The sequence below is a fragment of the Photorhabdus kayaii genome, from assembly GCF_025384895.1.
Lineage (GTDB): Bacteria > Pseudomonadota > Gammaproteobacteria > Enterobacterales > Enterobacteriaceae > Photorhabdus > Photorhabdus kayaii.
This window is the reverse complement of sequence record NZ_JAJAFZ010000022.1, coordinates 1-20,518: the sequence shown is the minus strand read 5'-3', so window position 1 is coordinate 20,518 and position 20,518 is coordinate 1. Positions and strand designations below refer to the sequence as shown.

Below are 20,518 nucleotides of genomic sequence, written 5' to 3'. Positions count from 1 at the left end.
CCCAATCATCATACTCACAGATTTATTTTCATTTTATGCTAGTTAATATTAATAATAATGCCATTCTCTGTTTTCTCGTGGTCAGAAAATGGCTTAACTCTCAACAATGATGATATTTTCCAGCACTATACCCTATGGATTTCAAGATGCATCGCGACGGCAAGGGAGTGAATCCCCGGGAGCATAGGTAACTATGTGACCGGGGTGAGCGAGTGCAGCCAACAAAGAGGCAACTTGAAAGATGACAGGTATACATCATTTGTGGAGAATTCTCTTTGCATATCATCAACATCTTTGCCTTGATCATGGCTCATCGAAAGCTTTACCGACTTCGCTTAAGTTCTGGAACTCACCTTTTGTTCCAGTCGTTTTCGCTTGAATCGAGCACAGGATATCTTGGCGACTAAAAATCGAAGCTTGCAAAAGTGCTGTTTGTTGCAACGATTCATAGACACCATGATCACGGCTATAAAGCATGGCCCGTTTAACCCCGTTAATAGCGGCTGGAGGCCGATCAGCAATACGCCGGGCAGTCGCGAGAGCGCCTTCGATGAGTGTTTCCGTAGAAGGGAACACCTTTACCACCAGCCCCAAATCATGAGCCTGAACCGCACTCAACGTATCCCCAGTCAGAGCAAGATAGCGAGCCACACCACCAGGGATCAAATGTTGCAAACGTTGAAGAATACCTAAGTCAGCCATCATACCAATATTGGTTTCTTCTATACGAAACTTCGCATTTTCAGCAGCAAAACAAAAATCGCACGCAGCAATTAAATCAAAACCTGCACCAAGGCAAGCGCCTTGTACTGCGGCAATAATGGGGAATCGGGCATGTTCCAATACGCTTATCGCCTCTTGCATTTGCAATAAGCTGAACTGCATCGATTCCCGCTCATTAGGATTAGTCGTATTAGCCTCTTTGCTAGAGGCAAAGATTTGCAAGTCAAGCCCACCACAAAATGTGTTTCCCTGTGCAGAAATCACCATTGCCCGCACTTTACCTGAACGACTGAGTTGCTCTATTGTTTCAGGAAATCGTTTCCAAAACCCAAGCGCCAAACTATTTGCCTTTTCAGGACGACTGAGTTGTAAATGGGCGACTCCGTTGTCAATGCTGATGTTAAAATATTCGTTAGATTGATCAGTTAACATAACAAACTCCTCTTACCAGTTTGAATTTGAGCCTAGGATTCAACCTGAACATTGTCAAGTTGTTCATCTACAATAAGATTCAGTTAACAAATTTGTTTTAGGAGAATCCCTAAATTATGTATAAAAAATGGCTGTATTAAAGAGATGTCCCGATGGTTCAATAGATGCAAGATGACCTGGATGTTGTATTTTTTATTTATAAGAATTTTTAACTAAAATTATTTCGAAGAATATCATTCCCTCACGGAATAGGCTTTTTTTGATTAAAATGTTACTCAACGGTTTTGTTTTTTTACATTCAGATGAAAATTATCCACTTGTTAAAGAGAAAAATTGAAATAATTGGTTTTCATGATAAAAATTTATTCTCTTTCTAAAAAACTTTGTGTAATACTTACATGGCTACTTGGAGATTAACTTAAATCTAGAGGGTATTATAATGAATCGTACTAAAATTGTACTGGGTGCAGTAGTTCTGGCTTCTACTCTGTTGGCTGGTTGTTCAAGCACTGCTAAAGTTGACCAACTGACTTCTGATATTCAGACTCTGAATGCAAAAGTTGATCAACTGAGCAATGACGTGAACGCAGTACGTACTGACATTCAAGCCGCTAAAGACGATGCAGCTCGTGCGAATCAGCGTCTGGATAATCAAGTTCGTTCCTACAAAAAATAATTTTTTGTAATTATGTACAAAAATGGCGCACAGTCCATCTGTGCGCCGTTTTTTATCATCGGATTCTGTTAGATAAATATTTGCAGGCTTCTTTGTCCGCAATGAAATATTAATTTTCCCGATAGATTGGCCCAGGTTGATATAACGGTGGTAATTTAAACGGTTCAGAGACATCTTTATTCACCGCTTGTTCTACACCTTTAACATCATCATCTTCCACCTGTACGATATTCTCTTCTCGCAACTCCTGTTGTGTTTCAGACTCTATGCCTTTACTTACCAGCACCGGCATACCAGAACGGCGTACCATCGCTTGTTCAACAATATTCTTATCTGTCTTGCTATTATCAATGAACTTGTTCAAATCAGCTGAGCGGACAATAGGTAATGTCTGTGGATCATCATCCTCTTTTTTAGACAATGGCTGATGTACTTCAATATAACGCTGACCATTTGGTTCTACAGAATACTTAACCGCTTCATTGATAATCTGTACTCGCGTTCCACGGGGCACTGTGTTGAACAACGTTTCAATATCATCAGGACGTAAACGGATACAACCGGAACTCACCCGCATACCGATACCAAAATCAGCATTCGTGCCGTGGATCAAGTATTCTCCTCGCCCGGCAGCTAAGCGCAACGCAAATGCGCCCATTGGGTTTTCCGGACCAGCAGGAACAACCGCAGGTAAGATAACCCCCTGTTCAGCATAATGTTTACGGATATTCTTAGTCGGCGTCCAAGTTGGATCTTTAATTAGCTGACTAACAGATGTTGTCATCACTGGCGTATTACGACCGAGTTGCCCAATACCAATGGGATAAACGATGACTTTGTTTTTTCCTTTAGGAAAATAGTAGAGTCTGAGCTCTGCAAGGTTAATCACCATCCCCTGCCTCGGTGTATCAGGCAACAACATTTGTGATGGAATAATCAGTTCAGACCCCTGAGCCGGCAAATAAGGGTCGGTACCTGGATTAGCTTCCAGCATTGCCAGTAAACCAATTTCATATTCGGCAGCAATGGCCTCTAAAGAACGTCCATCATCGGGTACAACCAATGTCGTATTTTCGCCAATTAAACGACTATTGGCCGCTGGCAAAGTATATTCTGTGGCACTGACTGTGTTAGTTAGCCCACTGAACAATAACACGCCAATAAACGTTAAAACTCGTTTCATGCTTGCTTCCTGGAATGACTTCTGAATGTTATCGAATAAATTTATACCCGTTATCTTTCAAATTGCCTCTTTGTTGGCTGCACTCGCTCACCCCGGTCACATAGTTACCTATGCTCCCGGGGATTTGCTCCCTTGCCGTCGCGATGCATCTTGAAATCCATAGGGTATAGGTGTAAAAGGTTGAAGCCTTATTGGCCGTACATATTATCAGTAGCGGAAGAAACGCGTAAGACTAGCATTTAAACCATTTTACTTGCCCTATTTCGGATGGCACGTATCATCGCATGCAGCCCCTGCGTGCGTGAAGGTGTCAAATGTTGCTCCAAAGACAATTTCCCAAAATATTCAGTCACATCCAAATCCAGAATCTCCTGGGTTGTTTTACCTTGAAACAGGATAAAGACAATCGCAACCAATCCTTTAACAATAGCGGCATCACTGTCACCAATAAATTCCACTTTGTTTTGGTGATTCATTCTCAACAGTATCCACACCTGGCTCTGGCAACCTGCAATTAAGTTCTCAGGTTGGCGTTGTTCGTCAGTAAGAGGAGGCAACTTCGCCCCCAGTTCAATCATATAGAGATATCTTTCTTCCCAATTCTGGCAACGGGAAAAATTACGTAACAACTTATTTGTGTCGGGCAAACTTGCCATGACTTTTTCCTTATCACTCTTTTGATCTATAACTAGCTCAACCCAATAACTGTTCTATTCTCTGCAATGCAACAACAAGTGCATCAATATCTTCTTGCGTAGTATAAATCGCCAATGAGGCTCTACACATGCTGGAAACGTGATAATGTTCCATCAAAGGAAGGGCACAATGATGCCCGGTACGGATCGCTATTCCATATTGATCAAGGAAACTTCCCACATCATAAGCATGATGTCGGCCAAGGTTGAAAGCAATAACCCCCTGACGTTGCTCAGGACCATACAATTTCAGGGTTCTGACCTCTTTCAGCCGTGCCATTGCATAATCCATCAATACCTGTTCATGCCGCTGAATTTCATCCAGCCCAAGTGAAGTGACATAATCGACAGCAGCACCAAGCCCAATAATTCCCGCAATATTTGGGGTTCCCGCCTCAAATCGCCACGGTGGTTCCGCATAGGTTATCCCCTTTTGCAGGCTGACCTGTTTTATCATTGCGCCCCCCCCTTCCCAAGGTGGCATAGCATCTAGCAGGGATTTACGCCCATAAAGCACACCAATGCCTGTTGGGCCATATAATTTGTGACTAGAAAAAACATAGAAATCGCAGTCCAGATCCTGCACATCAACTTGCTTATGCATAATGGCCTGAGCACCATCGACTAGAATATGTAACCAACTCCCCTGCTCATTAGCTAGTTTTCTTGCCTGTTTTATGATTTGACGTACAGGATTCACTGTACCAAGCACATTAGAGAGGTGAGTAAAAGAGAGTAATTTAGTCCGTGAATCAATCAAAGAAGCTAAGACGACTTGATCCAACTCGCCATTCTCATTCAGTGGCCATACTCTAATTTCAAACCCAATCTGTTCTGCCAGCATATACCACGGAACAATATTGGCGTGATGTTCCATTTCAGTAATAACAATATTATCGCCATTATTGATAAACTTGCGACCATAACTGTTAGCAATCAGGTTAATTCCTTCTGTCGTACCTTTAACGAAGACAATCTCTTCATTACTTTGAGCATGAATAAATTGCGCCATCTGGTCGCGCACATTTTCAACCATCCGAGTAGCCGCAGAGCTCAGGGTATGAATTCCCCGGTGAACTGCCGCATACTGGTGCAAACAAAATTCACTTTCTCGTTCAATAACCGAAACCGGCTTCTGAGTGCTGGCAGCACTATCAAGATAAACCAATGGATGCCCATTAACCTGTTGAGTTAACACCGGGAAATCTTGCCGCACCTTTTTTACAGAAAAAGTCATCTTTCCACTCTCGCTAAACGGTGCTTAATGTGTTTCATAACAACGGCCTTCAGGGATTCATCTTCAATAGATTCAGTTAGCTCAGCAGCAAAAGCAAATACCATCATATGCTCTGCATCACGTCGTTCGATGCCGCGTGATTGCAGATAAAACAGTTGTTCTTCATCTATCCGGCCAACGGTCGCACCATGACTGCATTTCACATCATCAGCGTAAATTTCCAGTTGAGGTTTGGTATCTACTTCGGCCTGTTTACCTAACAACAAATTGTTATTGGCCATTTTTCCATCAGTTTTCAATGCGTAAGGCGCCACTTTAATCATGCCGTTAAATACCGCTTTGCTCTGATCCATCACAATGGTTTTATGCAACTGACGGCTTTCACAATGCCCCTTATTATGTTCCAAATAAGTACGAGTATCGGCGACCTCTTTTCCCTGCGGCAACATTAAGCTGTTCAACGACAGATTGGCCCCTTCGCCATTCAACTTAACACTGGTATTGTGTCGGCCAAGCCCAGAACCTAATAAAAAGCTGGTGCTTTTTACTTGAGCATCACGACCAATCACAATATCGTTATGGGCAAAGTGATAACTTGCACTGTTCTCAACCCCCAGTTTTATATGGGCGAAATGGGCATTATCCCCCACTTCCGCAGTTAATCGGCTTCCTGTCATATGAGGTTGCTGTTCATCAATACTGACGAAGTGTTCAATCACGCTGGCACTCGCATTCGTGCCTACGGCAATGTGGTAGCGGTAATGACTACTATTCAATGCCTCACTACAGTGACCACTGGTGATATTCAGCAGGTACAGCGGCTTTTCTGCCACTTGCCCTGCCTTTAACGTAATAACCAAAGGTTGTTGAGCCAAACTCTCTGTCAAATGCAGAAAAATCTCACCCTGTATCGGCGCCAGAAGTCCACTTTTGTTGTCCAGTAAATTTAGTTGATATGGACCAAAATCGTAGGAACTCAGTAAAGGTGAAAAACAACCATCCACCATAACGACACGCCAACAATCCATTGGAATCGCCAGTTGTTCGCATTGTGCTACTGTCAATTCCCAAGTTTTGCTGCTGTATTGCTGATTTAACAATTTATCCAACGGCGTATAACGCCAATCTTCATGTCTGAATTGGGGAAAACCGGTTTTAATGGCTTTCTGCCAATGCAAACTGGCATGAGATGAATCCTCACCATGACGGTTGTGGTACAAATCAGCAAAACGTGCTAATGCTTGCTGGTTACGTTCTGCAACCTGCCGCACCTTTTCAGCTTTTTCACTGTTGGTCAATAAGCCAGCCATAACCTTGCTCCTCCAACTTTTTCGCCAGACTGAAATCACCGGATTCAATAATTCGTCCCTGATAAAGCACATGCACAAAATCAGGTTTCACATAATCCAAAATACGTTGGTAATGGGTCACAATAATGAATGAGCGGTTTGGATCACGTAACGAGTTCACGCCATTAGCCACAATTTTCAATGCATCAATATCCAGCCCTGAATCTGTCTCATCCAAAATACAAAGTGTCGGCTCCAGCGCGGCCATTTGCAGAATATCGTTACGTTTTTTCTCACCACCGGAAAAGCCGACATTGACTGAACGTGTCAGCAAATCCGGCGGCATATCCAACAATTCAATTTTTTCTTCGATAAAATCGGCAAAATCAAAGCGATCCAGCGGCTCCTGATAGCGATATTGGCGAACAGCGTTCACTGCGGTTTGCAGGAAAAATTGATTACTGACACCCGGAATTTCTATCGGATATTGAAACGCCAGGAAAATCCCCTCGCCAGCTCGCTCTTCTGGCTCAAATCCAAGTAAGTCTTTGCCTTTAAAGGTGATTTCACCATCATCGATTTCATACTCTTCACGGCCAGCTAACGTTGCTGATAATGTACTTTTACCGGAACCATTCGGCCCCATGATGGCATGAATTTCACCCGGTTTAACTTCAAGATTTAATCCTTTTAAGATTTCATTACCTTCAACACTGACTCGTAAGTTTTTAATACTTAACATATTACATGCCTTCGAACGACTTAACGTTCTGTCATAAAAAAGGGAAACCGAGAAAATTCATCCGACGCTGTGTTCAAGGCTGATCGCCAGCAATTTTTGTGCTTCAACAGCAAATTCCAGGGGAAGTTCAGAGAACACATCCTTACAGAATCCATTAACAATCATGGAAATCGCATCATCTTCACTGATGCCACGTTGCAAGCAATAGAACAATTGATCTTCACCAATGCGGGAGGTTGTCGCTTCATGCTCCAGTTGCGCCGTATTGTTCTGTACTTCTACATAAGGGAATGTATGTGCGCCACATTCAGTACCAATCAACATGGAGTCACATTGGGTATAGTTACGAGCGTTTTCTGCTCCCGGTAATATTTTAACCAGCCCACGATAACTGTTCTGACTACGACCGGCAGAAATGCCCTTTGAAATGATTGTCGATTTAGTGTTACGGCCGATGTGGATCATCTTGGTGCCGGTATCGGCCTGTTGAGTGCCGTTAGTCAGCGCAACGGAGAAAAACTCGCCAATCGAATTATCCCCTTTCAAGATCACGCTGGGATATTTCCAAGTAATTGCGGAACCTGTTTCCGATTGAGTCCAAGACATTTTGGCATTTTCGCCTTCACATAATGCTCTTTTAGTGACAAAGTTGAGAATTCCCCCAGCACTGTCACCACCTGAGAACCAGTTTTGTACCGTGGAATATTTCACTTCGGCATCTTTATGGATAATCACTTCGACAACAGCAGCATGAAGTTGATAACTATCACGCACCGGTGCAGAGCATCCTTCTATATAGCTGACATAACTGCCTTCATCAGCAATCAGGATAGTGCGCTCAAATTGGCCCGTTTTCGCAGCGTTGATACGGAAATAGGTGGACAGTTCCATTGGGCATCGAACGCCTTTTGGCACATAAACAAAAGTACCATCAGAAGCCACTGCGGCATTCAGCGCGGCAAAAAAGTTATCGTGGCTTGCAACTACACTGCCGAGGTATTTACGGACCAATCCGGGATATTCCTGTATCGCTTCACTAAATGAGCAGAAAATAATCCCTTCTTTCGCTAACTTATCCCGATAAGTCGTTGAAACAGAAACGGAGTCAAAAATAGCATCTACCGCAACAGCTTCACCTTCCCGTACAGGAACACCCAACTTATCAAATGCTTCTTCAATTTCCGCGGTTAAATAGCTATTAGTTTGCTCCGCCCCTGTTCCTTGAACAGCACCAGATTGTGAATTGCAACTATCACCACAAGCACCGCATGAAGGTGCTGAATAGTAACTGTAGTCCTGGTAATCAAGATTAGGATAATTGGCTTTCAACCAATGAGGCTCTTCCATTCCTAGCCAATGGCGATAAGCCTCCAGCCGAAATTCAAGCATCCATTCGGGCTCATTGCGTTTTGCGGAAATGGCCCGCACAACATCTTCACTCAAACCTTTAGCTAACTCATCCGTCGTTACCTGAGTAAAGAAGCCTTCTTTATAACGATGATCGCTGAGCCAAGTCTGCACATCATCACTGATTTCTACATTGCTCTGAGACATATATTGGTACACTTATATACCAAAGCTTTCACCACACCCACAGGCATGTTGTGCTTTTGGATTATTGAATTTAAATATCTGATTTAAACCTTCACGAACAAAATCCACTTCAGTACCATCAATAAATGGCATTGCTTTCAGAGGAACATATAGACATGCACCTTCATTTTCATACCTTAGATCATCAGGTGCCGGATCGTTAACCATCTCAAACACATAGCCAAAGCCGGCACATCCTGACTGCTTAACCCCCAGATATAATCCCTTACTTTGTGGGTTTTGCTGCATCAATTTTAAGATCTGCGCTGCGGCTCTCGCGGTAATGGTGATTCCCTGCCATGCGGTTTCATTCAGAGAAAAGGTTTCAACACTGTTTGTCATAGTTGACCTCATATTTGTTCTATAGCCATTTTTGCCGCCGTTATCGGAGAGTTCTCCTCCCGTATAATGGTAATGATAACCTTTATCACTTCAACCATTTGTTTTAAGAGGATATACCTTAATCAGCCCAAACTTTATACAAATACGATGATTTATGTTCATTTCACATGAAGGTATATCTTTAATTTATTGTTTTATCTATAAATTATTAGTTTGATCAATTGTGCTATATTTTACTTATTAGCGTAAAATAAAAGCACAAAAAGTTCATCAGAAACACTATTTGATGTGAACTTTCAGATATACGGGAAAATAGTTCCTTTCCCAGTATGAAAATAGCAGCCAACCAGATAAAATTGACATAGTTAGCCGAAGATGCAAAATAGAGATTGTCATTATGATCATAATATATAGAAATAGCATTTCTATTTAATCGAGACAATTAATTAAACGCATTAAGAAACAATTTTATCTATATATTCCATCATCAATATTCCTTTCTTTTTTATTAATAGATTTACTAGCTGGCTAATTTAATTCGAAGGTATTACGTGACCATAATAAATATTTTCAATATCTTGCATCTTAGATGAATAAAAGTATACTGCCTCCGGGTGCTTGAGACTTTCTGTCTTGAGCATTATGTTCCAGGCAGAAAGAGAAAAGCCCCATCCGACTATAAATCGAAATGAGGCTACTCCTATGTCCAACAACATAAGGCTAGCCTCTTACCTGACAAAAAGCAAGGAGAGAAGGCTATGAAGCCGCAAAAAATCGCAATATTGAGTTTGATCATTATTTGTGTGACGTTACTCATATTCACGTGGATAACAAGGGGTTCAATCTGTAAACTCCATATCAAACGAGGTAATACAGAGGTTGCGGCAAGCATGGCTTACGAATCCAGCAGCAGGTAAGGCAACCTTAGGCGGGAGGTTTTTACTCCCGCCCTTTTAGATATTGTTATGACTTGGTTCTCAGGCACCCTTTATATTTAAATGGAATTTAACGCAAATTAAAACTGCTGAAACTTTAGCATTAATTAATATATCAGCATTTATAGATTTGAATAAGAATTTTCAATTAGATCTTTCCCTATTAGAGTATTAATTCTTTTAAGATAATTCACCATCCCTATTCATCAGACATATACAATCAAACAACCCATAATATTATAAAAACATCGATAAGTTACATAAATATATATACTTCTTAAAGGTTATCACAACTAAATCCAATTACTGTAAAAAATAACTCTTTCACTTAAATAGTAGGTTATTTATCCATACAATAACCTACTTTCACTTTTATTTTATATTTTATCCAGGCAAAACTGATGTGGTTAACCGAGAGGTACAGCACAAATGTTGCCGCTCATCAAAAATATCAATTCGCCACACCTGGTGATTGCGGCCAATATGAATAGGTTTACATACGCCTTTCACTTCACCACTACGAACCGAGCGAATATGATTAGCATTGATTTCCAGCCCAACAACTTTTTTCTCACCTTCGGAACAGAGATACCCAGCTAAAGAACCGAGTGATTCTGCCAGCACAACAGATGCCCCGCCATGCAATAAACCAAATGGCTGACGCGTGCGATAATCAACCGGCATTGTGCCTTCAATATAGTCATCACCGATATGCGTGATTTTTATGCCCAGATGGCCCATCATACATTGGCTATTTACTTGATTCAGGCTATCCAGTCCAATATCACGTTTCCAAATCATGGGATTATCTCCAATAAAGCTTGCAACGGATGCTTAAGTACTTGCCCTTCTATCCGCTTAACCTGACTGCGGCAGGAATAACCAGAGCTTAGACAACGCTCCAATGGTAATTTCTGCAAGACAGGTTGCCAGGATAACTTATAGATACCAATAGAGTGTTCTATGTTTTTGTTTTCATGACCATAGGTTCCGGCCATGCCACAGCAGCCTACACTGATATTATTCAGCTTGCTACCCAACCGATGGAAAATTTTTTCCCACTGTTGACTACTGCCCGGTAGCATAGTCACTTCGGTACAATGTCCAAATAGATACCATTTATCACCAGATCTTTCTTCATGGTCACTTTTCTCTGGTAAAGTATTAATCAACCATTCATGAACAAGCTGAACCTCAAACTTCCCTCGCTGTTCTCCCAGAATTTCTTTATATTCATCCCGGTAGCACAGTACCAGCGCTGGATCGACACCGACCATAGGAATACCCAACTCAGCAACCCGGTTCAGAAAATCTGACGTCTTTTTGGCCGTTTTAGCAAAACGAGATAAGAAGCCTTTGATATGTTGTGCTTTGCCGTTTGGAGAAAATGGCAGCAATACGGGTTTATATCCCAATTTTTCTACCAAATAGGCAAAATCAGCCACAACTTTTGCATCGTAATAACTCGTGAACGGGTCCTGAACGATCAACACGTGTTCGTCACGATGAGCCTGTTCCATTTTTTCAAGCTGTTCCAGTGTGGTCGAAAGTGCATAATGACCCGCCAGTTGTTGGTACAGCGTCGGGCTGGATAACAAGGGTAAATCCACCATGCCGATAGTCCGGCGGCTCAATTCTTGTATCCACGGTTGTTTCAGGAAGAAATTAAAGACCCGAGGGACCTTAGCCATTAATGGCGTACTGCTTTCCGCACTCGCCACGATATGATCACATAAAGGGCGAAAATAGCGGCCGTGATATAACTCAAGAAAACGTGCACGAAATGACGGAACATCAATTTTAATCGGGCACTGTGTTGAGCAAGCTTTGCATGCCAGACAACCAGACATTGCCTCTTTCACTTCGTGAGAAAAGTCATACTCCCCGCGCCATGCCTGCCAACTATTGTGGGTCTTCTCAATCAACCCACGCAAACTTGGTCGTTTTTGTTCTAATCCCTGTTTCAGTAACGTCGGATCCACACCCTGTTCAGCCAAAAGGCGCAGCCATTCACGCACCAGTGTTGCGCGTCCTTTCGGTGAATGAATACGTTGCTGACTCACTTTCATTGATGGACACATCGGGCTTTTTACATCGAAATTAAAACAGAGCCCATTCCCATTACACTCCATAGCACCGCGGAATGTATTCCTGACATTTACCGGAATTGTCCGGTCATACGTTCCTCGCTTAACAGCATCGACTTTCATCATCGGGGCATCAACCCCCATCGGCGGACAAATTTTACCCGGATTCAAGCGATTATCCGGGTCAAAGGCAGCCTTAACCCGGCGTAATTCTTCATACAAGATGCTACCGAAAAATGCCGGGCTGTACTCAGCACGAAATCCTTTACCATGCTCTCCCCACAGCAAACCACCATAACGTGTGGTGAGACTGACAATTTCATCAGAAATCTGTTTCATCAGTATCTCTTGCTGAGGATCGCACATATCCAGCGCCGGCCGAACATGCAGCACCCCCGCATCCACATGACCAAACATACCGTAATTAAGATGATGACTATCCAATAGCTGCCGGAATTCCACAATATAATCAGCGAGATACTGTGGCGGCACACACGTATCTTCTACAAAAGGAATAGGTTTCGCCGCACCTTTACTGTTACCCAACAAACCAACTGCTTTCTTGCGCATTGCATAAATACGCTCAATATCAGCTAACTCTCGGCAAATTTGATAACCAATAATCCCAGCTTGATTGCCATCCATCAGTTCATCAAGGCGCTGACAAAGTGTTTCTACTTGCCGATCTATCAAAGGTTGATCATCTCCACTGAATTCAACAATATTCAACCCTTGCATATCTTTGTTAGGAATATCCGTTATTAATTCCTTAACTGAGTGCCAGACGATGTCCTCACGCGCCAAATTCAGCACCTTGGAATCCACGGTCTCAACCGATAACGCCTTTGCCTCCACCATAAAAGGAGCATTACGCAGTGCAGAATCAAATGAATCATATTTCACGTTCACCAATCGCCTAACTTTTGGCAGCGGAGTCATATCCAAAACCGCTTCGGTAATAAAAGCTAGCGTTCCTTCTGAACCAGTTAAGATACGACCTAAGTCAAATTTCCGCATATCGTCACTGAAAACATGGCGCAAATCATAACCGGTCAGAAAGCGATTAAGTTTGGGGAATTTTTCAACGATAAGTTCACGTTGTTCACGGCAACGATTAAGCACCGTATTATAAATGCGACCGGTAACAGAATCCTCTTGCGCAATCGATTCCGCCTGGACTATATCCATAGCGCGGGTGTCAAGTAATTCCCCCCCTAATAGCACTGCCCGTAGACTAAGAACATGATCAGAAGTTTTACCATAGACTAATGAACCCTGACCGGATGCATCAGTATTAATCATACCGCCCAATGTTGCACGGTTACTGGTTGAAAGCTCCGGTGAAAAGAAATAACCATATGGACGCAAATATTGATTCAATTGGTCTTTAATCACCCCCGCTTCAACTCTGACCCAACCTTGCTCCGGGTTAATCTCAAGAATGCGATTCATATAACGGGACATATCCACCACAATGCCGTCATTAAGCGCCTGACCGTTTGTGCCTGTACCGCCACCGCGTGGAGTAAATGTCAAATTCTGATATTCTTTTTCACCTGCGACATGAGCCAGTAAAACCACATCGGCACTAGATCGAGGGAAAACGACAGCCTGTGGTAAGAGTTGATAGATACTGTTATCTGTCGCCATTGTCAGACGATCGGCATAACTACTGGCAACATCTCCGGTAAATCCTTGTTCCTTTAATGTATCCAAGAACTTCTGTGCGACCTCACTGACGTGCGGTGCTTGTGATATGCGTGGGATCATTATCGTTTTGACCCTTTTAGAATGAGTGTCCACATTGCTTCATTTATACTATCTTTGAATCAATGCCTTAATCAGCCGTAACCATTTACCACCGTTAACTGATTTGTCTGAGAAGGCAAGCGTTTACCTTATCATAATATTCACCTATTTTGAGTAACCTGTAGATAACATCCTATTTATACCCGTCATCTTTCAAATCCATAGGGTATATTCATTATCTTTAGCACCTTAGCGCCACTAACTCCCTGAGAGAAATTAACTTATGGACAAATCTCAACCGCATTATGATTTACCAAAACTATTATTTACTTTAATTTTCCTGTCACTGTTAATTGTTACCAGCTTTTGGGTGATAAAGCCCTTTATCTTCGGTTTTGTCTGGGCCGGCATGGTTGTTATCGCCACCTGGCCATTATTAGAAAAACTACAGAGCAGTTTATGGGGTAAACGCTGGATTGCAGTCTCCATCATGACGCTACTGCTAATTCTATTATTTGTGATCCCTATCGCATTACTGGTCAGTAGTTTATTGGAAAACAGTGCGCCACTAATCCAGTGGGCTAAATCCCCCGCTCATTTTCAGATACCGACAATGACCTGGCTGAATAATATTCCTCTGGTTGGAGATAAACTATACAGCGGTTGGAACTCACTCATTACTGATGGTGGAAATGTTCTGATAGCTAAAGTCCAGCCTTATGTTGGAGAAGCCGCAACCTGGTTCTTTACTCAAGCAGCAAATGCCGGGCGTTTCGTATTCCATCTCGGTTTGATGGTGCTATTCAGCGTGCTCTTATATCTAAAAGGCGAGCAGGTGACGATGAGCATTCGCCATTTTGCCATTCGCCTGGCAAATAAACGCGGAGATGCCGCCATCCTGTTGGCAGCACAATCCATCCGTGCCGTAGCGCTTGGAGTGGTGGTTACCGCATTGGTTCAAGCCATTATCGGTGGTCTTGGCTTGGCTGTTTCAGGCATTCCTTATGCTACGTTGCTGACAGTACTCATGTTTGTCTGTTGTGTCGCTCAACTCGGTCCATTACTGATTTTAGTTCCCGCTGTTGCCTGGCTTTATTGGACAGGTGATACAACCTGGGGAACCGTGCTACTGGTCTGGAGCGGTATCGTAACGACAATGGATGGGTTTCTTCGCCCATTTTTAATCCGTCTGGGCGCAGATTTACCTATGGCGCTGATATTAATAGGCGTTATTGGTGGAATACTCTCATTTGGCATGATTGGCTTATTTATCGGCCCCGTTGTATTAGCAGTTGCTTATCGTTTATTAATCGCATGGATGAATGAAGTCCCAGAACCTAAAAATGATTTAGCCGAAACTGAAAAATATCTGGAACAGAAATTTTCAGAATAAATTTGTATGATAATTAATTCTGACTTATATAGCGAAAGAGAGTTAGCTCTTTCGCTAAAGCATAATTTTAATAAAACTTATCACTTTTCTGAGGTGCTGATTTATTAAATATCATTATTGTAAATAAATTGTTAAAAAATAGTTAAATCTGGCTCATTATAGCCGTAAATAATACGTAAATTAGGACAATTCTTAATGAATAAACGATTTAACTAAATTAATATAAGTGGGCTATGAACGAGACGTTTATTTCTCCTTTTGATGGTTCTACTTGTTAGAAACACCTAATATTGCTGTGTGTAGTCCTTGCCTATCACGCCCATGATAGGCTTTTTTTTCACTATTTTTATACTTTCCCATAGAACGATAATTAACGACTCTAGTTGTTAAAAAGCCCGCCATTATTTTGACGGACCTTAATTTCAATTGAGTATTATTCTCAATTAATTCACTTTCGCTAATCCTAACCAAGTTTTTACAACGGTATCTGGATTTAATGACAGGCTATCAATCCCTTCTTCCATCAGCCAATGAGCAAAATCCTGATGGTCTGAAGGCCCCTGACCACAAATTCCCACATACTTGTTTTGACGCTTAGCCGCTTGAATAGCCAATGAGAGCAGAGCCTTGACCGCATCATTACGTTCATCAAATAGTTCAGATACCACCCCAGAATCCCGATCCAAACCAAGAGTCAGTTGAGTCATATCATTAGAACCAATAGAGAAGCCATCAAAATGTTCAAGGAACTGTTCTGCCAGAATTGCGTTGGACGGAATCTCGCACATCATAATGACTTTCAATCCGTTTTCACCGCGCTTCAACCCTTGGGATGCCAGTTCAGCAATCACTGCTTCAGCCTGCGCTACCGTACGAACGAACGGGATCATAATTTCAACGTTGGTCAACTCCATATCATTACGTACACGTTTAACGGCTTCGCACTCCAATGCAAAACAGCGACGGAAACTGTCAGAAACATAACGCCCTGCACCACGGAAACCTAGCATAGGGTTCTCTTCATCAGGTTCATAAATGTCACCACCAACCAGATTAGCATATTCATTGGATTTAAAATCAGACAAACGGACAATAACCCGTTTCGGCCAGAATGCAGCCGCTAGAGTGGCAATCCCCTCCGTCAAGCGCCCAACATAGAACTCAACCGGGTTGTCATAACCTACCATCAGCGATTTTATCTCTTGCTGCAACTCAGGAGTTTGCTGATCAAACTCCAGTAATGCACGGGGATGTACACCAATCATCCGATTAATAATAAACTCCAAACGAGCAAGACCTACGCCATCATTCGGCAAACGGGCAAAATCAAATGCACGATCTGGATTGCCGACGTTTAGCATAATTTTTACATCAAGCTCCGGTAACTGATCGACTTGAGAACTTTGTACAGTAAAATTCAGTTGATTCTGATAAACAAAACCCGTATCACCTTCCGCACAGGAAACTGTCACCGACTGATTCTCTTTCAAACGTTCCGTTGCATCACCGCATCCAACAACCGCGGGAATGCCCAATTCACGGGCAATAATCGCTGCATGACAGGTCCGGCCACCGCGGTTAGTCACAATCGCAGCAGCTTTTTTCATAATAGGTTCCCAATCCGGATCGGTCATATCAGTAACCAGAACATCACCCGGTTGGATGCGATCCATTTCATTCAAGTTGTGAATGACTTTTACTCGACCTGCACCAATACGATGGCCTATGGCACGTCCTTCCACCAATACCTGACCTGGTTCATTCAGTTGGTAACGCTCCATAACCTGCTGGTTTGAGCGGACAGTCTCAGGACGCGCCTGAACAATGTATAACTTGCCGTTATGACCATCTTTAGCCCATTCAATATCCATGGGTCGGCCATAATGTTTTTCAATTAGTAACGCCTGACGCGCCAATGCCTCAACTTCTTCATCAGCTAAAGAGAAACGATTGCGTTGTGATGCGGGTACATCTTCGATGCGTACCTGCTTGCCATGTTCTTTATTGTCAGCATAGATCATATGCAGTTTTTTAGAACCCAGATTGCGGCGCACAATCGCTGGTTTACCCTTATTCAGGGTTGATTTATGAACATAGAACTCATCCGGATTCACAGCGCCCTGAACAACCATCTCACCCAATCCGTAAGCAGAGGTAATAAAAACAACCTGATCAAACCCTGATTCAGTATCAATAGTGAACATCACACCGGAAGAGGCGAGATCAGAACGCACCATACGTTGTACACCCGCTGATAATGCAACCCCCCGATGGTCATATCCCTGATGGACACGATAGGAAATAGCGCGATCATTAAATAATGAAGCAAACACATGTTTGATGGCAACCATCACAGCATCAATGCCTTGCACGTTTAGAAAGGTTTCCTGCTGCCCGGCAAAAGAGGCATCAGGCATATCTTCAGCCGTTGCCGAAGAACGTACAGCAAAAGAGGCTTCAGGCTCTCCTTCAGACAACTGTTGATAAGCATCCTGAATATCTTTTTCTAGTTGTGGCGTAAATGGTGTATCAATCACCCATTGGCGAATTTGTGCACCTGCTTTAGCCAGTTGATTGACATCATCAACATCCGTTTCATCCAGCAAGTCATAAATACGCTGATTGACACCACTTTGTTCCAAGAAATCATTAAATGCCTGTGCTGTCGTGGCGAAACCATTCGGGACAGAAACCCCCAACTCTGACAGGTGAGTGATCATTTCTCCCAGGGAGGCGTTTTTACCACCAACCCGGTCAATATCATGCATACCTAATTGGTTATACCAAAGCACATTACGCAGGGTGAGGTCATTATTGGGCATTAAAACAATCCTTTTAGCATTTGGGTACAAATCGGAAAAATTGGCACTGCATAGCGCAGTCATAAATAGACTAACACAATGTTTTCGCACACATAGAAAGGTGAATCGATCAACCCAACACATTATTTTTTTCTTAGGTATACTTTGCAGAAAATCGATACTCGGTTTCATTTAACTAAACGATTGGAAAGATAAAAGGTCACTATAAATATCATGGCAAAACTCAGATTAGAAACATCAGCGAAACGTAATGGTCGTAATAGTGTTGAAGGTGTTGAACGCACTGTCTTTTTTATTTCAGATGGCACAGCAATTACCGCAGAAGTATTAGGCCATGCTGTCTTATCACAATTCCCCATCAAAATAACTTCTTATACTCTTCCTTTTGTTGCCAGTGAAACCCGCGCAGAAGAAATAAAGCAACAAATAAATCAGATATATCAAGATACGCGTATAAGACCTTTAGTTTTCTATTCCATTATCTCTTCTGGAGTGAAAAATATTATTACCAGCAGCGAAGGATTTTGTCAGGACATTGTACAAACACTGGTCGCCCCATTACAGCAAGAAACCGGGTTGGAACCCAAACCCGAACTTAATCGCACTCACGGTCTGACTGAGAAAAATCTCAGCCAGTACGATGCGCGTATCGCTGCTATTGATTATGCCCTGGCACATGATGATGGTATCTCTTTACGTAATCTTGACCAGGCACAGGTTATCCTGTTGGGCGTATCCCGCTGTGGGAAAACACCCACTAGCCTCTATTTAGCCATGCAATTTGGTATTCAGGCTGCAAATTATCCTTTTACTGCGGATGATATGGACAATTTACAATTACCTGCGACATTAAAACAATTTCAACATAAGTTATTCGGGTTAACTATAAGCCCTGAACGGCTGGCCGCTATTAGAGAAGAACGTCGAGAAAATAGCCGTTATGCATCATTGAGGCAATGTAGAATAGAAATTTCCGAAGTTGAAGCTTTATTCCGTAAGAATAAGATTAATTATCTTAACACCACCAATTATTCTGTTGAAGAAATCTCAACCAAAATAATCGACATGATGAAGCTAAACCGACGAATGTTTTAAAAATATATCAATAGGAATAATGGAAAAAAATTTATCATATGACTAATTATATCATTTGTTTAACTTAGTCGTTTTCGTTTATTGTAATTTCAATTATCTATAGATATGCCTGCTAATGTGAAACGAACTTTGAGAAAATATATGTACAAAACAGATGGTTTAAGGACTCACCGTGTCGATAGTTTGGTCACACCTCAAACTCTTGCAATTCAATTTCCTGTATCCGAAAAAATCGTCAACAATGTGACAGCGTCACGGAAACGTATTGCCGATATTCTCTGCGGGAACGATCCACGGCTTATGGTAATCATCGGTCCTTGCTCTATTCATGATATTGATGCCGCTTTAGATTATGCTCAGCGACTGAACAGATTGCGTGAAAAATACCAGCACAGACTGGAAATTATCATGCGCACCTATTTTGAGAAACCACGCACAGTGGTGGGCTGGAAAGGTTTAATTTCAGATCCCTATCTCGACGGTTCTTGCCAGGTAAATCGGGGCATTACTTTGGCCCGGAAATTATTGGTTGACGTCAATGAGTTGGGTTTACCTACGGCAACCGAATTTCTGGATATGGTGACCGGCCAATATATTGCCGATCTGATCAGTTGGGGCGCGATCGGAGCCAGAACAACAGAAAGCCAGATTCACCGAGAAATGGCATCCTCCCTCTCCTGTCCAGTTGGCTTTAAAAATGGAACGGATGGCAACATCCGTATCGCCATAGATGCAATCCGTGCAGCCAGTGTCTGTCACACATTTCTTTCGCCAGATAAGCACGGTCAGATGACCATCTATCAAACCGAAGGCAACCCATACGGCCACATTATTATGCGTGGAGGCAAACAGCCTAATTACAGTGCCAAAGATATTGCTACAGCTTGTACTCAACTACGTGAATTTAATTTACCAGAACATTTAGTTATCGATTTCAGTCATGGTAATTGTCAAAAAATCCATAAACGCCAACTGACTATAGCAAAAGAGGTGGGCCACCAGATTCAAGCGGGTTCTTCCGCTATTGTCGGTGTGATGGTTGAAAGTTTTCTGGTTGAAGGCACCCAGCAAGTCATTCAGGGACAACCGCTAAATTACGGTCAATCGATCACAGATCCTTGTCTAAACTGGCAAGATACAGAACAGCTTATTGACATTCTTGCCGAAGCAGTAAGTTACCGTTTCTGAATCCTTATTCCGAGTTAGCCTTTTGCATTCATAAGAGGCTAACTGACAACACATTAATTAAATTTCATTAATGTGTTGCTCCTGACCACCAAAAATATTGCTTGAAGTCACCCCTTTATATAACGATAATAATTCTCACTATGATAATAGTTAGTATTCGCAAAGTGGTTTTATGACTAAAATATGTCACCAACATTCTTGTATTACATTTGAAAAACAATGCAACATCTATCCTGCTGAAATTGTAGAAATTGGCTACATTGACAGTAAACAACTATTAGGTGAGCTAGGAATTACCAGAATTCGTCACCAAGGAGAATTCTACCAATTGCGCCAA

The 20,518-nt window shown here is 42.3% G+C and carries 17 protein-coding genes; 6 read left to right on the top strand and 11 right to left on the bottom strand.

The window, feature by feature from the left end:
- Nucleotides 1-303: 303 nt before the first annotated feature.
- Nucleotides 304-1,155, bottom strand: coding sequence for an enoyl-CoA hydratase-related protein (locus tag LGZ98_RS10385; RefSeq protein WP_113040965.1), 852 nt, complete (start codon nt 1,153-1,155; stop codon nt 304-306).
- Nucleotides 1,156-1,594: 439 nt separating this feature from the next.
- On the opposite strand from LGZ98_RS10385, the gene LGZ98_RS10380 reads away from it, so the two are divergent.
- Nucleotides 1,595-1,831, top strand: a complete 237-nt coding sequence (locus LGZ98_RS10380) for a major outer membrane lipoprotein (RefSeq protein WP_036805405.1) — start codon at nt 1,595-1,597, stop codon at nt 1,829-1,831.
- A 109-nt stretch (nt 1,832-1,940) separates the two neighbouring features.
- On the opposite strand, the gene LGZ98_RS10375 is transcribed toward LGZ98_RS10380, so the two are convergent.
- From LGZ98_RS10375 to sufA, 7 genes are all read right to left on the bottom strand, one after another.
- Nucleotides 1,941-3,014, bottom strand: a complete 1,074-nt coding sequence (locus LGZ98_RS10375; protein WP_113040966.1) for a L,D-transpeptidase family protein — start codon at nt 3,012-3,014, stop codon at nt 1,941-1,943.
- A 239-nt stretch (nt 3,015-3,253) separates the two neighbouring features.
- Entirely contained in the window at nt 3,254-3,670 is a 417-nt protein-coding gene (sufE, locus tag LGZ98_RS10370) for a cysteine desulfuration protein SufE (protein ID WP_113040967.1), read from the bottom strand.
- Nucleotides 3,671-3,707: 37 nt separating this feature from the next.
- Complete coding sequence (sufS, locus tag LGZ98_RS10365) at nt 3,708-4,946, bottom strand: cysteine desulfurase SufS (protein WP_113040968.1); 1,239 nt, start codon at nt 4,944-4,946, stop codon at nt 3,708-3,710.
- Nucleotides 4,943-6,256 carry a Fe-S cluster assembly protein SufD gene (sufD, locus tag LGZ98_RS10360; RefSeq protein ID WP_113040969.1) on the bottom strand — a complete coding sequence of 438 codons (1,314 nt, stop codon included), beginning with the start codon at nt 6,254-6,256 and terminating at the stop codon, nt 4,943-4,945. Before sufD ends, sufS begins: the two co-directional genes overlap by 4 nt.
- A complete protein-coding gene (sufC, locus tag LGZ98_RS10355; protein WP_113040970.1) occupies nt 6,231-6,977 on the bottom strand; it encodes a Fe-S cluster assembly ATPase SufC in 747 nt (248 codons plus the stop codon). The genes sufD and sufC overlap by 26 nt, the downstream gene beginning before the upstream one ends.
- A gap of 57 nt (nt 6,978-7,034) precedes the next feature.
- Nucleotides 7,035-8,531, bottom strand: coding sequence for a Fe-S cluster assembly protein SufB (gene sufB, locus LGZ98_RS10350; RefSeq protein WP_113040971.1), 1,497 nt, complete (start codon nt 8,529-8,531; stop codon nt 7,035-7,037).
- Nucleotides 8,532-8,543: 12 nt separating this feature from the next.
- Complete coding sequence (gene sufA / locus LGZ98_RS10345) at nt 8,544-8,912, bottom strand: Fe-S cluster assembly scaffold SufA (RefSeq protein WP_011146844.1); 369 nt, start codon at nt 8,910-8,912, stop codon at nt 8,544-8,546.
- A 758-nt stretch (nt 8,913-9,670) separates the two neighbouring features.
- Here sufA and LGZ98_RS10340 point away from each other — a divergent pair.
- On the top strand, nt 9,671-9,829 hold the full coding sequence (locus LGZ98_RS10340) for a Hok/Gef family protein (RefSeq protein WP_113040973.1): 159 nt from the start codon (nt 9,671-9,673) through the stop codon (nt 9,827-9,829).
- A gap of 402 nt (nt 9,830-10,231) precedes the next feature.
- On the opposite strand, the gene LGZ98_RS10335 is transcribed toward LGZ98_RS10340, so the two are convergent.
- Both LGZ98_RS10335 and ydiJ read right to left on the bottom strand, forming a co-directional pair.
- Nucleotides 10,232-10,648: a hotdog fold thioesterase gene (locus tag LGZ98_RS10335; protein WP_112893949.1), complete on the bottom strand. Its 417-nt coding sequence runs from the start codon at nt 10,646-10,648 to the stop codon at nt 10,232-10,234.
- Nucleotides 10,645-13,704, bottom strand: a complete 3,060-nt coding sequence (gene ydiJ / locus LGZ98_RS10330) for a D-2-hydroxyglutarate dehydrogenase YdiJ (protein WP_113040974.1) — start codon at nt 13,702-13,704, stop codon at nt 10,645-10,647. Before ydiJ ends, LGZ98_RS10335 begins: the two co-directional genes overlap by 4 nt.
- A 262-nt stretch (nt 13,705-13,966) precedes the next feature.
- On the opposite strand from ydiJ, the gene ydiK reads away from it, so the two are divergent.
- Nucleotides 13,967-15,076, top strand: coding sequence for an AI-2E family transporter YdiK (ydiK, locus tag LGZ98_RS10325; RefSeq protein WP_113040975.1), 1,110 nt, complete (start codon nt 13,967-13,969; stop codon nt 15,074-15,076).
- Between the two features lie 443 nt (nt 15,077-15,519).
- Here the strand turns inward: ydiK and ppsA are convergent, their stop codons facing one another.
- Nucleotides 15,520-17,898, bottom strand: coding sequence for a phosphoenolpyruvate synthase (ppsA, locus tag LGZ98_RS10320; protein WP_113040976.1), 2,379 nt, complete (start codon nt 17,896-17,898; stop codon nt 15,520-15,522).
- A gap of 213 nt (nt 17,899-18,111) precedes the next feature.
- Here ppsA and ppsR point away from each other — a divergent pair, with 213 nt between their 5' ends.
- The 3 genes from ppsR to hemP all read left to right on the top strand — a co-directional run.
- Nucleotides 18,112-18,993 carry a posphoenolpyruvate synthetase regulatory kinase/phosphorylase PpsR gene (gene ppsR / locus LGZ98_RS10315; RefSeq protein WP_113040977.1) on the top strand — a complete coding sequence of 294 codons (882 nt, stop codon included), beginning with the start codon at nt 18,112-18,114 and terminating at the stop codon, nt 18,991-18,993.
- A 141-nt stretch (nt 18,994-19,134) separates the two neighbouring features.
- On the top strand, nt 19,135-20,181 hold the full coding sequence (locus LGZ98_RS10310) for a 3-deoxy-7-phosphoheptulonate synthase (RefSeq protein ID WP_113040978.1): 1,047 nt from the start codon (nt 19,135-19,137) through the stop codon (nt 20,179-20,181).
- Nucleotides 20,182-20,353: 172 nt separating this feature from the next.
- Nucleotides 20,354-20,518 (top strand): hemin uptake protein HemP (gene hemP, locus LGZ98_RS10305; RefSeq protein ID WP_262978063.1); only part of this gene is annotated, 165 nt, incomplete at its 3' end.

Coding starts and splice junctions, on each gene's coding strand:
- LGZ98_RS10385 (WP_113040965.1), bottom strand. CDS start 1,155: ATGTTAACTGATCAATCTAACGAATATTTTAACATCAGCATTGACAAC.
- LGZ98_RS10380 (WP_036805405.1), top strand. CDS start 1,595: ATGAATCGTACTAAAATTGTACTGGGTGCAGTAGTTCTGGCTTCTACT.
- LGZ98_RS10375 (WP_113040966.1), bottom strand. CDS start 3,014: ATGAAACGAGTTTTAACGTTTATTGGCGTGTTATTGTTCAGTGGGCTA.
- sufE (WP_113040967.1), bottom strand. CDS start 3,670: ATGGCAAGTTTGCCCGACACAAATAAGTTGTTACGTAATTTTTCCCGT.
- sufS (WP_113040968.1), bottom strand. CDS start 4,946: ATGACTTTTTCTGTAAAAAAGGTGCGGCAAGATTTCCCGGTGTTAACT.
- sufD (WP_113040969.1), bottom strand. CDS start 6,256: ATGGCTGGCTTATTGACCAACAGTGAAAAAGCTGAAAAGGTGCGGCAG.
- sufC (WP_113040970.1), bottom strand. CDS start 6,977: ATGTTAAGTATTAAAAACTTACGAGTCAGTGTTGAAGGTAATGAAATC.
- sufB (WP_113040971.1), bottom strand. CDS start 8,531: ATGTCTCAGAGCAATGTAGAAATCAGTGATGATGTGCAGACTTGGCTC.
- sufA (WP_011146844.1), bottom strand. CDS start 8,912: ATGACAAACAGTGTTGAAACCTTTTCTCTGAATGAAACCGCATGGCAG.
- LGZ98_RS10340 (WP_113040973.1), top strand. CDS start 9,671: ATGAAGCCGCAAAAAATCGCAATATTGAGTTTGATCATTATTTGTGTG.
- LGZ98_RS10335 (WP_112893949.1), bottom strand. CDS start 10,648: ATGATTTGGAAACGTGATATTGGACTGGATAGCCTGAATCAAGTAAAT.
- ydiJ (WP_113040974.1), bottom strand. CDS start 13,704: ATGATCCCACGCATATCACAAGCACCGCACGTCAGTGAGGTCGCACAG.
- ydiK (WP_113040975.1), top strand. CDS start 13,967: ATGGACAAATCTCAACCGCATTATGATTTACCAAAACTATTATTTACT.
- ppsA (WP_113040976.1), bottom strand. CDS start 17,898: ATGCCCAATAATGACCTCACCCTGCGTAATGTGCTTTGGTATAACCAA.
- ppsR (WP_113040977.1), top strand. CDS start 18,112: ATGGCAAAACTCAGATTAGAAACATCAGCGAAACGTAATGGTCGTAAT.
- LGZ98_RS10310 (WP_113040978.1), top strand. CDS start 19,135: ATGTACAAAACAGATGGTTTAAGGACTCACCGTGTCGATAGTTTGGTC.